At 67.8% G+C, this 13,548-nt stretch carries 8 protein-coding genes; 3 read left to right on the top strand and 5 right to left on the bottom strand.

The window, feature by feature from the left end:
- Positions 1-182: 182 nt before the first annotated feature.
- Entirely contained in the window at positions 183-2,723 is a 2,541-nt protein-coding gene (locus tag ACM0O9_RS12495) for a methyl-accepting chemotaxis protein (protein ID WP_235649051.1), read from the top strand.
- A 92-nt stretch (positions 2,724-2,815) separates the two neighbouring features.
- On the opposite strand, the gene ACM0O9_RS12490 is transcribed toward ACM0O9_RS12495, so the two are convergent.
- From ACM0O9_RS12490 to ACM0O9_RS12470, 5 genes are all read right to left on the bottom strand, one after another.
- A complete protein-coding gene (locus ACM0O9_RS12490) occupies positions 2,816-5,338 on the bottom strand; it encodes a PepSY domain-containing protein (protein ID WP_235649052.1) in 2,523 nt (840 codons plus the stop codon).
- 724 nt (positions 5,339-6,062) lie between these two features.
- Positions 6,063-6,626 (bottom strand): TlpA family protein disulfide reductase, encoded by a 564-nt coding sequence (locus tag ACM0O9_RS12485; RefSeq protein WP_235649053.1) that lies wholly within the window; start codon positions 6,624-6,626, stop codon positions 6,063-6,065.
- Positions 6,623-9,004: a protein-disulfide reductase DsbD family protein gene (locus ACM0O9_RS12480; protein WP_235649054.1), complete on the bottom strand. Its 2,382-nt coding sequence runs from the start codon at positions 9,002-9,004 to the stop codon at positions 6,623-6,625. Before ACM0O9_RS12480 ends, ACM0O9_RS12485 begins: the two co-directional genes overlap by 4 nt.
- Entirely contained in the window at positions 9,001-9,339 is a 339-nt protein-coding gene (cutA, locus tag ACM0O9_RS12475; RefSeq protein WP_065196842.1) for a divalent-cation tolerance protein CutA, read from the bottom strand. Before cutA ends, ACM0O9_RS12480 begins: the two co-directional genes overlap by 4 nt.
- Positions 9,340-9,407: 68 nt before the next feature.
- A complete protein-coding gene (locus ACM0O9_RS12470; RefSeq protein WP_235649055.1) occupies positions 9,408-11,198 on the bottom strand; it encodes an endonuclease in 1,791 nt (596 codons plus the stop codon).
- Between the two features lie 312 nt (positions 11,199-11,510).
- On the opposite strand from ACM0O9_RS12470, the gene ACM0O9_RS12465 reads away from it, so the two are divergent.
- Both ACM0O9_RS12465 and groL read left to right on the top strand, forming a co-directional pair.
- Positions 11,511-11,798 (top strand): co-chaperone GroES, encoded by a 288-nt coding sequence (locus ACM0O9_RS12465; protein WP_005411227.1) that lies wholly within the window; start codon positions 11,511-11,513, stop codon positions 11,796-11,798.
- An 81-nt stretch (positions 11,799-11,879) separates the two neighbouring features.
- The gene (gene groL, locus ACM0O9_RS12460; RefSeq protein ID WP_005411226.1) at positions 11,880-13,529 is read left to right on the top strand and encodes a chaperonin GroEL; all 1,650 of its coding nucleotides are present in this window, start codon (positions 11,880-11,882) and stop codon (positions 13,527-13,529) included.
- Positions 13,530-13,548: the final 19 nt, after the last annotated feature.

The following is a 13,548-nucleotide window of genomic DNA, read 5'->3' as shown; positions in this document are numbered from 1 at the left end:
GAGGTCCACTGTGCTCCCCCAACCGGGGTTGAGGTCAAGGGCGCTGGTCGTGTCACGCCAGCGTCGCCTGCACCCGGTACAAAGGCCGCGTCCGCCCGTCACCGCTGGGCCAGGACGACGAAAGTTCTAAAGTTGCCTTGAATCCGGCCGATACAGGTGCGTCCTTCTGCCTGGAGTCTGTCATGTCGGCCGTTGTCCCCCACCTCCGGTCCCTGCGCACGCGGCTTGCGGCGCTGCGCCCGGCGTCTTCCGGCCTGCTGCTGTGGCTGCAACCGCATCGGCTGAGCGTAGCCAACAAGCTCAAGGCGACCTTGTGGGTCTGTGGCCTGGGACTGGTCGCAATTGCCGCCGCCTATGCCTGGACCGGGCATGCCAGCACGCAGGCTGCGCGCAGCCAGGCCAGCTACCAGCGCGGCAGTGATCTGGCCGCGCGCCTGGCCACGCGGGTGGCCGAAGCGCGCCGCCTGCAGATCCAGTATGCACGCAGTTTCGATGATGCCGACCGCGCGCAGCTGCTGGCCACGCAAAAGGCGCTGCAGGACGATCTGCAGGCCCTGCGCACGATGCCGATGGATGCCGGCCGGCGCAAGGCCCTGCAGGCGCTGACCGAAGCTGCAGACGCGTTCTCGCAGGGTGTTGCCGCCCTGTTCGAACGGGTCGACGAGATGGGCCGTGGTGAGGCCGGCCTCGCCGCGCAGCTGCAACAGGCTGCAGACACGCTGCAGGGGCAGGTGGATGCGCAGCAGCGGGATGCGCTGGCGTTGTCCCTGCAGAAGATGCGGCGGCAGGAGGCCCTGCTGCTGCTCGACGGTGATTCCACCCACGCCGACCGCGCCAGCGAAGAAAAGCTGCCGTTCGATCTCGCGCTGGCGGGCCTGCCCGCGGATGCGCAGGTCACCCTGCGCACCGGGATGGATGCGTATCAGGCCGCATTGCTGGGGTATACCGCGGCCCGCGTCGGCCTGGATGTGGAAGCGCAGTCGCTGCTGGATACCGCCGCGGGCGTAGCGCCTGCGCTGGCCGCATTCCAGCAGGCACAGGTGGCGGCGCTGGCCGGGGCGCAGGCACGCCAGCAGGCCGGCGCGCGCACCATGAGCGTGCTGTTCGCACTGACCCTGCTGCTGGTGGCCGGCGTGCTGATCACCAGCCTGGTCCTGGTGCTGCGTGCGGTGCGCCAGCCGATCCAGGACACCCTGCGCTTCGCCAGCGACATCGCTGACGACCGCTTGGACACCACCCTCCGCGTCTACAACGCCAACGACGAGATCGGCCAGCTGGCGCAGCGCCTGGTCGACATGCAGCAGCGCCTGCGCGCGCGTATCGAGACCGAGCGTGCCGTCGCGCGCGGCAACACCCGGGTGCGCCAGGCATTGGACAGTGCACAGACCGGTTTGATGGTGATCGATGCGGAAGGGCAGGTCGCCTACGCCAACCCGGCATTGCTGCAGCTGCTTGACCTGCGGAACGAAGCGCTGGTGGGCAGCGACGCGGTACGCCTGCATCCGGCGTTGGCCAGCCTGGCCGGCGTGCGCCAGCGCGAAGAGCGCGAGATCGGTCATGCCGGAACGCGTTACCAGCTGATTGCCAACCCCATCATCGATGAAGGGCAATTCCTCGGCGTAGCGGTGGAATGGCGCAGTCGTGCGCTGGAGACCCTGCTGGAAACCGAGGTCGCTGCCCTGGTCGATGCTGCAGCACACGGCGACCTGCACGGTCGCATCGCGCTGGAGGGCAAGCAGGGCTTCGTGCGCACGTTGTCGACCAGCATCAACCGCCTGCTGGCGACGTTTGAAACCAACCTCGGCGACCTGCAGGCATTGCTGGCTGCGCTGGCCCGTGGTGACCTCAGCGTGCGCATGGAGGGTGAGCTGCAGGGCGTGTTCGCGCGCATGCGCGATGATGCCAACGCGACGGTCGCGCAGCTGGGCCGCATCGTCACCCGCATCCAGCACGCCACCTCCAGTCTCGATACCGGCGTTGGCGAGATCGTTGCCGGCCATCATGATCTGTCTCAGCGCACCGAGCAGCAGGCCGCCAACCTGGAAGAGACCGCCGCTTCCATGCACGAACTGACCGATACGGTCGGTCGCAATGCTGATGCCGCAGGCCGTGCCGACGCGCTGGTCAAGGGTGCGGCTGCGGTGGCGCAGCGCGGCGGCGAGGCTGTCGGCCAGGTGGTGGCGACCATGCAGGGCATCAGCGAGGCGTCGCGGCGGATCGGCGACATTACCCAGCTGATCGACGGCATCGCCTTCCAGACCAACATCCTGGCGCTGAATGCGGCGGTGGAAGCGGCGCGTGCCGGTGAGCAGGGCCGCAGTTTCGCCGTGGTAGCCGCGGAAGTGCGCCTGCTTGCACAACGCAGCGCAGAGGCGGCCAAGCAGATCAAGGGCCTGATCGAGGATTCGGTGGCGCGTGTGGGAGAGGGCAACCAGCAGGCCGAACAGGCCGGCACCACGATGGGCGAGATCGTCGGCAGCGTGCAGCAGCTGGCCGAGCTGCTGGCGGGTATCCGCAGTGCGTCGCAGGACCAGCATGCCGGCATCGCACAGGTGAACCAGACCATCGTGCAGATGGAAGCCAGTACCCAACGCAACGCCAGCCTGGTGGAAGAGGCCGGTGCCTCCACGGCGCAGATGCAGGTCCAGGTGCGTGCCCTGGCCGACGCGGTGGGCGCGTTCCGGTTGCAGTCGATGCCGCAGGCGCGCGCCGCCGCGGCCTAGTCAGCCGAGCGTAGGCTCGGCGCTACATCGGCTGCAGGAACACTGTAGAGCCGAGCCCATGCTCGGCTCACACCAGCGTTCGGCGGCAGGAATCAATACACGTCGCGGCGGTAGCGCCCGTTTTCCAGCAGCATTTCCACCGCTTCATCGCCCAGCGCCGTTCGCAGCACCTGATCCACGCCTTCGGCCATGCCCTGCAACGACCCACAGACATGGATCACTGCACCGCGCCGCATCCAGTCGCGCAGCGTTCCGGTGGCCGCCTGCAGGCGATCCTGCACATAACCGCCGTCGCCATCGCGCGAGAACGCCAGGTCCACCCGCGCGAGATGGCCATCGGCCTGCCACGCTTCGATCTCGTCGGCGAACAGGAAATCGAGTGCACGCTGGCGCTCGCCGAACAACAGCCAGTGCCCGTGTTCGCCTGCACGGGCGGCTTCGCGCAACAGGCTGCGCAGGCCGGCGATGCCGGTGCCGTTGCCGATCAGCACCATCGGCGCGCCAATGACACGATGGAAACCGGGGTTGCGATGCACGCGGGCGACGATGCCGGCACCGATCGGCGCATGCAACGACAGCCAGCCCGAGCCCAGCCCGGCTCGACCGGAGGCGTCATGCACCAGCCGCACCACCAGCTCCACCACGCCATCATCCGTGCAGGAGGCGATCGAATACTCGCGGCTGGGCAGCAGCGGCAGCCCGGCCAGCCACAGGCAGGCATCCTGCACTGCCAGCGCGGCATCGGCCTCCGGCAGCTCGCGTTCGCTGGCCAGCGCCAGCAGCGTGCGCGGATGGCCATCGACCAGCAAGGGCTGCAGCGGATCCAGCCCATGCGCCTTCAACACGGCACCGGCATGCTGCGCATTGTGGCGGGGCGCGATGTGCAGGATGTCACCGGCCTGCCACTGCACGTCGGCCGGTGCGGCAAGACGGATACGCCAGATCGCTCCGCCGACGCTGCCAGGGTTGAGGCGGTCACGGCCGAGCAGGCGCCACTCATGCATCTGCGTAGCCGCAGGCAGCACGCTGTCATCGGTGACGATGCCGGTGAGCGCACCCAGCTCCTGCTGCCACCGGCGCAGCGCGGGGACCGAGGCGGCATCGACGTCGACGCGCTCGAACAGTGCACGCGCGCCGTTTCCGATCAACCAGCCATCGACCCGGCGGCCGAAGCCGCAGTAGTGCGGGTACTGGCGGTCACCCAACGCGAGCAGGCCGAACTGCAGGCCCGAAAGGTCCAGCGCTTGTGCAAGCAACTGCCGCGCTGCGCGCCGTGCGGCGTCGGGCGGCTCGCCGTCGCCGAAGGTGCTCAGCACGAACAGCGCGCTCGATGCACGCAGCAGGAGCGCGGCATCGATGCGCGCCAGCGGCAGCACCTGCACCGCATGGCCGGCCGCCTGCAGCTGGGCCGCCGCGCGCCACGCCAGCTGTTCGCCCAGTCCGCTCTGGCTGGCATGCACCACCAGCCACGCTGCGTTGCCGGCGTCGCTGGCCGGCATCGGTAGCGCCTGGCGCAGCCCGCGCGCGGCACGCTGGCTGCGGCGGCGGTCCAGGTACAGCATCCAGCCGGTGATGAAGAACAGGCTCATGCCCAGGCTGCTGAGCATCACCACCACGCGTCCGGGTACACCGAAGTAGCTGCCCGAATGCAGCGCGAACACGCTGGTGGCCAGCTGTCCGCCCGCGCCCTGGCGTGCGTACGGGCGGGCATCGAGAACCGCACCGCTGGCCGGATCGAGCTGCAGCAGGTCATGCGCACGATCGTGGTGGCCGCCGCGCTGCGACGGATCACCGGCCATCACCCGCACGTTCAGCGCCTGCCCGGGCTTCTCCGGCAGGCGCAGGTCAATGAAGCCGGCGCGCACGCCCGGCACCGCGTACAGCGTGGCTTCAATGCGGTGCAGGTCCAGCGATGCATCGGTGGCAACCTGGTGCTTGGCCGCCGGTGGGACGCCCAGCAGCGTGCTGGCCGCGCTGCGATACCCGTCGAACGACCACCACAGGCCGGTCAGCGCACTCATCAGGTAGATCAGCAGCACCCAGGTGCCGACTACCGAGTGCAGGCTCCACAGGAAGCCGCGCCCGCTGCGTTTCCACTCCACTGCCAGCCAGCTGCGCCAGTGCCACCAGCGTCGTGGCCAGCGCAGGTAGAGGCCGGACAGGGTGAAGAACAGCAGGGCGATGGCACAGCTGCCGGTGATCCACTTGCCGCGTTCGCCCGCGGCAAGGTGGCGATGCAGGTCCTCGACGAAGTCAAAGAACGCCTGGCCGCGCAGGGCGCTGAAGCGCTCACCGCTGTACGGGTCGAAGTACACCCAGTGGTCCTTGCCGCCGGCAAAGCGCGCGACCGACGGCCGCTGTCCGGTGGCATCGATACGCAGGCGTTGCAGGGGGCGTTCGCTGCCGGCCTGCAGCAGCGGCACCAGTTCACTGAGTGCAAGGGGATGCTGTCCGTCGGCATGGTGCTCGGCGATCTCGGCAAAGCCGGGATTGGCGGCGCGCAGCAGCTCGTCCTCGAAGGACAGCACGGCGCCGCTGAGGCCCATCACGGCCAGGACGGCACCGGCGGTAATGCCCAGCAGCCAATGCAGTTGGAACAGGACGTTCTTGAACATCGAAGGAGAGGGGCCCGGGAGGCTGCCGCCCGCATCCTGCGCAACAGCAAATGAGAATTAGTCGCGTAATTCTCCGTGGCGCGTTGGCTGCGGTCAAGCTGGAGGTACCGGCCGGGCGGCACCCGGCACCCGCGGTAGTGCCGGCCGCTGGCCGGCAACCTCAGAAGCAACAGCCGAAGCAACAGCGGGTTTCCTGTGAGGAGGCGGGGTGGGTCCGGTTGCGGGGGACGGCGCAAGTACGTCCCTGTAGCCTTGGTCACGGCATCCATGCCGCGGACACCCCCTCAACCGGACCCACCCCGCCTTCGACAGTTTCCTGCGATCTGTCGGAACGGCGTTCTGCTTTGGTGGGTGCCGACCGTTGGTCGGCACGGGGTCTGATTCCGTTCTGAATATCGATATCTGACAGATGTGTCGACCAAGGTCGACACCTACCAACAGCCGCGAAGATCTGTCAGAGGTGGGGCGGTGTCGGAGTGCGGGGTGTCAGCCGCATGGGCCCGAGGCATGCCTCGGGCGGGTTGGGCAGGACGCCCAACCCCGGTCTTGACGTGTGCGCAGGACAGCGCTCACGAGCAAGCGGCTGCCAAGCTTACAGGGACGTACTTGCAGCGTCCCCGCACTCCGACACCGCCCCGCCAACCCACGGAATGCCCGCTTTGGCTTTGGCTGTTGCCGTTGCATTGAGCAGGGTGCAGGGCTGCAAGCCCTGCAAAAAACACCCTCACTTCGCCCAGCCGTCGATCTCGCCGTGGGCGAACGGTCCCAGCTTCGCTTTTACCATTCGCCCCTGCGCATCGAACAACACGCTGTAGGGCAGCAGGCCTTGCGCGTTGCCGAGCTGCACGCTGGCATCGCGCGGGCCCGGTGTCTCGATCACGATCGGGTAGTCCACCGGCACCTGCTGCAGGAAACCGCGCACGTCGTCCGTGGTGTCCAGCGCCAGACCCAGCACCTGCACACCGTTGTCGCCCTGGGCATCGGCGAAGCGCGCCAGTTCGGGCATCTCTTCCACGCAGGGCGCACACCAGCTGGCCCAGACGTTGATCAGCAGCGGCCGGCCGGCGAAGTGATCGCGCAGGACCAATGGCTGACCCGCCAGGTCCGGCAGTGTCAGCGCGGGCAACTGATCGCCCACCTGCAGCGTGGGCTTCATGGCCGTCGCCCTGGAAGCCGTCGCTGGCGCGGCAGGTGATGATGGGCCGGGGGCCAGGCGGTGCCCGGCCCACAGGCCGAGGCCGGCGGCCAGCACCGCTGTCCACAGCAGCGCTGGCCGTTGCCACTTCATCGTGCGGTGCGCAGCAGCGCTTCCTCGACCACCGCCTGGGTCAGCAGGGTCGGCAGCACGGTCGGCGGCGCGCCGGGGCCGTACACCACGTACAGCGGTACGCCCACCGCCTTGTGCTCTTCCAGGAACGTGGTGATCTGCGGGTCGACGTTGGTGTAGTCACCGCGCATGTACACCGCATTGGTGCGCTTGAGCAGTTCCTTGAACTCCGGCCGTGACAGCACCGCACGTTCGTTGGCCTTGCAGCTCACGCACCAGTCGGCGGTCATGTTGACGAACACCACGCGGTTGTCGGCGCGCAGGCGGTCCAGCAGCTGCGGCGAATACTCGACCACGTTGTCGCTGGCGGCCTGTGCGGCCCTCGCCGGCGGTGCCAGCTGGGTCACGCCCCAGGCCGGAACCAGTGCACCGATCGCCAGCAGCACGCCGAGCAGCGTCCCCGCACGCGAGCCGGTCCAGCGGTTGCGTTCAAACAGCCACAGGCCGAACGCGAACAGCAGCAGGCCACCCAGCACCAGCGCCATGCCGTCCACGCCGCGCTGCTTGCCCAGCACCCACAGCAGCCACAGCGCAGTGGCGTACATCGGGAAGGCCAGCACGTGCTTGAGCGTTTCCATCCACGGGCCGGGCTTGGGCAGGCGGCGTGCCAGCGCTGGCACGAAGCCGATCAGCAGGAACGGCAGCGCCAGGCCCAGGCCGAGGAACAGGAACACGGTCATCGCCTTCAGCGGCGGGGCAATGAAGGCGTAGGCGATCGCACCGCCCATGAACGGGCCGACGCAGGCACTGCCGACCACGCAGGCCAGCGCACCGGTGAAGAAGTCACCGGCCGGGCCGCTGCGGCTGGCCAGCGACTGGCCAAGGTTGCCGATGCCGCCGCCGAGGGTGAACACGCCGGACAGGCTCAGGCCCACCGCGAACATGATGTAGGCCAGTGCCGCCACCACGCCCGGGTGCTGCAACTGGAAGCCGATGCCGACGGCGTTGCCGATCGCGCGCAGGCTGACCATCAATGCGCCGATCACGGCGAACGCGACCAGCACGCCCAACGTGTACCAGAGCGCGTGGCTGCGGGCGCGCTGCGGGCTTTCGCCGCTCTGCGCCAGGCTCAGCACCTTCAGCGACAGGATCGGCAGCACGCAGGGCATCAGGTTCAGCACCAGTCCACCGGCCAGCGCCAGCAGCAGCACCCAGACGAACGAACGGTCCGGGTTCGGGGTGGTCGCCGGCGGACGCGTGCGAAGCGCATTGTCACCACGCGCGTCGGTGGCGAACGCGTTGCCTGCGCCCTGGCCGCCCGTGGCGGCGGGAGTGGCGTTGCCGTCGTTGGGTACGGTCGGCAGCAGGCGCAGCGGTACGCCATTGGCGGATTCACGCGGCGCACCGGCAGCGTGCAGCGCATTGACGGCTTCCTCGCGCACTGGCGCCTGGCCGGTGCCGGCGGTGAGCTTGCCGGCCGGAATCGACAGCTTCACCCGACGGGTCATCGGCGGGTAGCAGATACCATCGGTCTGGCAGCCCTGGAAGGTCACCACCAGGGTGCTGTCGACCGCATCAGTAACAGTGCGGCGCAGCGGCAGCGGCACTTCCACCTGGTTGAAGTACACCGAGACATCGCCGAAGTGCTCGTCGCGATGCGACTGCGCGGCCGGCCAGCGCGGCTTGTCGGCGAGCACGCCGGCGCTGCCTTCCAGCTTCAGCGAAGTGCGGTCGCGGTACAGGTAGTAGCCGGGTGCCGGGCTGAAGCGCAGCAGCAGGGTGTTGCCGTCGCTGGCGATGGCATCGAAGCCGAACGCCTGTTCCGACGGCAGCGGCAGCGCCTGGCTGTTGTTGGCCGCGCCCGGCAGGCGCAGGCCACCGCTGTTGCCGGCACCGGCCAGCGGGTTGTTGAACGGACTGGCGGCACCGGTACGCGCGGCAGGCACCGCGGCCGCCGCACCGGCACCCGGCAGGGTGACCTGCACCACGCGCTTCTGCGGCGGGTAGCAGACGCCGGCATCGGCGCAGCCCTGGTAGCGGACTTCCAGGCTGATGGCACCGGCGGCGTCCGTCGGCGTGCCGGGCAGGGTGGCCTGCAGGCGCTCGCGATAGGTTTCGACCTCGCCGAAGAAATCATCGTGGTGCCTGTCACCCTCGGGCATCTGCAGCGTGCCGGCATTGAATGCCGGATCCGCCTTGACGCTGGTGCGGTGGCGATACAGGTAGTAGCCCGGTGCGATCTTGAACTGCAGTTGCACCTGGCCCCGTTCGGGGGCCGTGGCGGTCAGCGCGAACGCCTGGTCCACCGGCAGCAGGTCCTTCTCATCCAGGGCCAAGGCGGGCAGCGAGAGCCACAACAGGGCGCACAAGGCAGCGCCACGCGCAAACAGAGTCTTCAATCAGTGTCCTCCCGGGTCTGTGCCCGGATCCAGTCCAGATACGCCGGCAGGCCGGCCCGGGTTTCGACCGCGATGCACTCCGGGAGTTCATACGGATGCAGTTCGACGATCCGGGCGATTGCGTCATCGATGCGGCTCGCGGTGGTCTTTACCAGCAGCTGCAGCTCGGCATCGGTGGTCACCTCGCCCTGCCAGCGGTAGGTGGACTGCGCGCCATCAAGGCGGGTCACGCACGCGGCCAGGCGCTCGCCGACCAGCGCGTGCGCAATGCGCTCGGCACTGGCCCGGTCCGGGCAGGTGGTCAACAGCAGCAGGACGGGATCGACGATCGGCATGACCGCCGAGTATAGGGCCGCCGCCGGGTCAGGGCCCGGCGGCGGCAGTGGACCGCTGCGTTGCGCGGTCAGTTGGCCAGCTGGCAGGTGGCTGGCTTGGCCGAGGTGAACAGGGCCGGGGTCGCCCACTCGGGGTGATCGATGAACGGGTTGCGATTGCCCTGGAAGCTGTAGACCACGTCATTGCGGGCACGCTCGGCATCATCCGGCGGATCGGACAGGTGCCAGTCGATCAGCGTCGACAGCAGGCCCATGTAGGCCGGCGAACTGCTGGTCTTGACGATCTTGCTGCGGTCGTCGGTCAGCTCCAGGTCCGGCTCGGACTGACCGGTGGCCGCATCCTTGCCACCCTCATAGCGGATCGCCATGTACATCACCGCACGCGCCATGTCGCCCTTGCGCTTGCCCCACACCTCGAAGGTGCCGGTGTTGCCGTCCGGCGTGCGCACCCAGTTGGAGTTGCCCGGGTAGCCGCCGCTGCCGCCGCCCTGCCCATTGTTGGCTTCGGTGGCACGCTCGCCGCAGCTGGCATCGCACTTGGCGAACGGCTTGTTGCCACGGTCGGCGTTCCACTGCGCGTCGGTCAGGTACAGCATGTGGGTGTCGGTGTACGGCGCGTAGGGCAGGCCCTTGTCACCGGTGGTGGTGGCAAAGCCCAGCGAGTTCGGCCAGGTGTGCTCGCGGTTGTAGGTCAGGCCGCTGCCGGTGCCCGCACGATCACTGACCTTGGCGTAGCTGCGGTTGCGGTACGCATCGAGGATGCGGTTCGGGTTGTTCGGATCCTCGTCGGCGATTTCCAGGATGGTCCAGGTGCTGGTGCCCGAGCCGCTGTACGGGTAAGCGGTATGGCCCTTGATGGTGGCGTGCAGCGAGCAGCGCAGCTGGCTGGGGCTGCTGGTGTTGACCCTGGAGTAGTAGCCGGCCGGCACGCCCGGGTTGCCTGGGTCCGGATTGCCGCCGGTGCTGGCCACGGTGAAGGCGATGCGGCTGTCGGCGGCCGGATGCGCGCCCTGCAGGTCGGTGATGCGCGCAGCGCGGATGTCGAAGCGGCAGGCTTCACCGGCCACCAGCGCGGTGTTGGTGGACAGCTTCACGCTGCGGCCGCTGGCCGGGAAGGTCAGCGGCACGGTGCCGGAGGTGCCGCAGCTCAGGGCGAAGGCGCCACTGGCCAGGTTCACCGTCTCGCTGAACACCACTTCCAGGTCGGCGGCAGCGGGGAAGGTGCTGCTGCCCTGCGCCGGGGTGGTGGTGGAGACTGACGGCGGCGTGTTGGGGCCTGGCGTGCCGCCGCCGCTGAAGGTCTGGCCGTTGTTGCAGCTGCCGAACGTCTGGCCGGCCGATTCGGCCCAGGTGAAGTGGGTGTACTGGCTGCCGCTGCCGGTCAGCTGCAGTGACGTACCCGGCGCCGTGCTGTTGCTTTCGGCCACCGGGATGTTCTGGCTGGTCATGCCCGCAGCAGGGCCGCCGGAGGCGGTGATGGCACCCTCGTAGCTGAGGAACTGGACCACCTTGCCGCTGGCATCGACCAGGGCGATGCCGTCGTTCGGACCATTCTGGAGGCCGTTGGTCGGGTAGTTGACCACGGCGATGGTGGCGCTGCCGCAGCCGGCGGCGGTGCCGGCCGGGACCGGGGTGTTGGCGTAGACGGTGGCGGCCGACGGATTGCTGCCGTTGTAGAGGTACAGGCGGTAGCCGGACAGGTCCTCACCGGCAGTGGCTACGACCTCGATCGCTTCGCCGACGTCACCGGCGGCGGTGCTGTCGTCGTAGTGCAGTTCATTGATGAAGACCTCGGCCTGGGCCGGCGCGGCGGCCAGCGCCAGCAGGCAGGCGGCGGCAAGCGGGGACAGCAATCGCATCGACTACTCCTTGTGATTGGGAATGCCTGACCGAGCCTAAGGCCGATCCAGTGACACTTTGTCGTAAATGAACGTCAGATATCTGACAGTGCGACGCTTGTCACCGAAATTGTCCAGGACCGACGCCTTGGCCGACGCGCGCGGGCGGAAAAATTTTTTTCATTCCGCCCTTGAAAGGGGACGGCGGGGCTCCATCTCTGCCCTGCTCCCGACGTTGTCGGGTTTCTTCACGTGCGGTTCTGGCACTCGCCTGGGGTGAGTGCTAACATCGCCGGACTTTTTTAGACCAATCAATCACTTAAGAGGTCTCCTATGAGCATCAAGCCGCTGCACGACCGCGTTGTGGTCAAGCCGATCGAAGCCGACGAAATCTCCGCCGGTGGCATCGTCATCCCCGACTCGGCCAAGGAAAAGTCCACCAAGGGTGAGGTCGTGGCCGTCGGCCCCGGCAAGCCGCTGGACAACGGCAACGTGCGCGCGCCGTCGCTGAAGGTCGGCGACAAGGTCATCTACGGCCAGTACGCCGGCAGCTCGTACAAGAGCGAAGGCGTCGAATACAAGGTCCTGCGCGAAGACGACGTGCTCGCCGTCATCGGCTGAGCTTCGGCGCGACCTGTTTCAACCTGATCCCAAACTCCCAGCCGCCGGGCCTCGTCCGGCGCTACCAATGAGGTAAATGCAATGGCTGCCAAGGATATTCGTTTCGGTGAAGACGCCCGTTCGCGCATGGTGCGCGGCGTCAATGTTCTCGCCAATGCCGTCAAGGCCACCCTGGGCCCGAAGGGCCGCAACGTCGTGCTGGAAAAGAGCTTCGGCGCCCCGACCATCACCAAGGACGGCGTCTCCGTCGCCAAGGAAATCGAACTGGCTGACAAGTTCGAGAACATGGGCGCGCAGATGGTGAAGGAAGTTGCGTCGCGCACCAACGACGATGCCGGCGACGGCACCACCACCGCCACCGTGCTGGCCCAGGCCCTGATCCGCGAAGGCGCCAAGGCCGTTGCCGCCGGCATGAATCCGATGGACCTCAAGCGCGGTATCGACAAGGCCGTTTCGGCTGCCGTCGCCGAGCTGAAGAACATCTCCAAGCCGACCGCCGACGACAAGGCGATTGCCCAGGTCGGTACCATCTCGGCCAACTCGGACGAGTCGATCGGCCAGATCATCGCTGACGCGATGAAGGAAGTCGGCAAGGAAGGCGTCATCACCGTTGAAGAAGGCTCGGGCCTGGACAACGAGCTGGACGTGGTCAAGGGCATGCAGTTCGACCGCGGCTACCTGTCGCCGTACTTCATCAACAACCAGCAGTCGCAGACCGCTGACCTGGATGATCCGTTCATCCTGCTGCACGACAAGAAGATCTCCAACGTCCGTGACCTGCTGCCGGTACTGGAAGGCGTCGCCAAGGCCGGCAAGCCGCTGCTGATCGTCGCTGAAGAAGTCGAAGGCGAAGCGCTGGCGACCCTGGTGGTCAACACCATCCGTGGCATCGTCAAGGTCGTGGCCGTCAAGGCCCCGGGCTTCGGCGACCGCCGCAAGGCGATGCTGGAAGACATGGCCGTGCTGACCGGCGGCACCGTGATCTCCGAAGAAGTCGGCCTGTCGCTGGAAAAGGCCACCATCAAGGACCTGGGCCGCGCCAAGAAGGTGCAGGTCTCCAAGGAGAACACCACCATCATCGACGGCGTCGGCGACAAGGCCAACGTTGATGCACGCGTGGCGCAGATCAAGACCCAGATCCAGGACACCTCCTCGGATTACGATCGCGAGAAGCTGCAGGAACGCGTGGCCAAGCTGGCCGGCGGCGTTGCCGTGATCAAGGTCGGCGCCTCGACCGAAATCGAAATGAAGGAAAAGAAGGATCGCGTCGACGACGCCCTGCACGCCACCCGTGCAGCCGTTGAAGAAGGCGTGGTCCCGGGCGGCGGCGTTGCCCTGGTCCGCGCAATCACCGCGCTGGCCGGCCTGAAGGGTGCCAACGAAGACCAGAACCACGGCATCCAGATTGCCCTGCGTGCGATGGAAGCCCCGCTGCGCGAGATCGTGGCCAACGCTGGCGACGAGCCGTCGGTCATCATCAACAAGGTCAAGGAAGGCACCGGCAGCTTCGGCTACAACGCGGCCACCGGCGAGTTCGGCGACATGCTGCAGTTCGGCATCCTGGACCCGACCAAGGTGACCCGTTCGGCCCTGCAGAACGCGGCCTCGATCGCCGGCCTGATGATCACCACCGAAGCCATGGTTGCCGAAGCTCCGAAGAAGGACGAGCCGGCCATGGGCGGCGCTGGTGGCATGGGTGGCATGGGCGGCATGGGCGGCATGGACTTCTAAGTCCACGCCTCCGGCGGTC

This window comes from Stenotrophomonas sp. FR012 (assembly GCF_047520565.2).
Taxonomy (GTDB): Bacteria; Pseudomonadota; Gammaproteobacteria; order Xanthomonadales; family Xanthomonadaceae; genus Stenotrophomonas; species Stenotrophomonas sepilia.
Note: the sequence above shows the minus strand (reverse complement) of the source record. Positions and strands in the feature narration are given on the sequence as shown.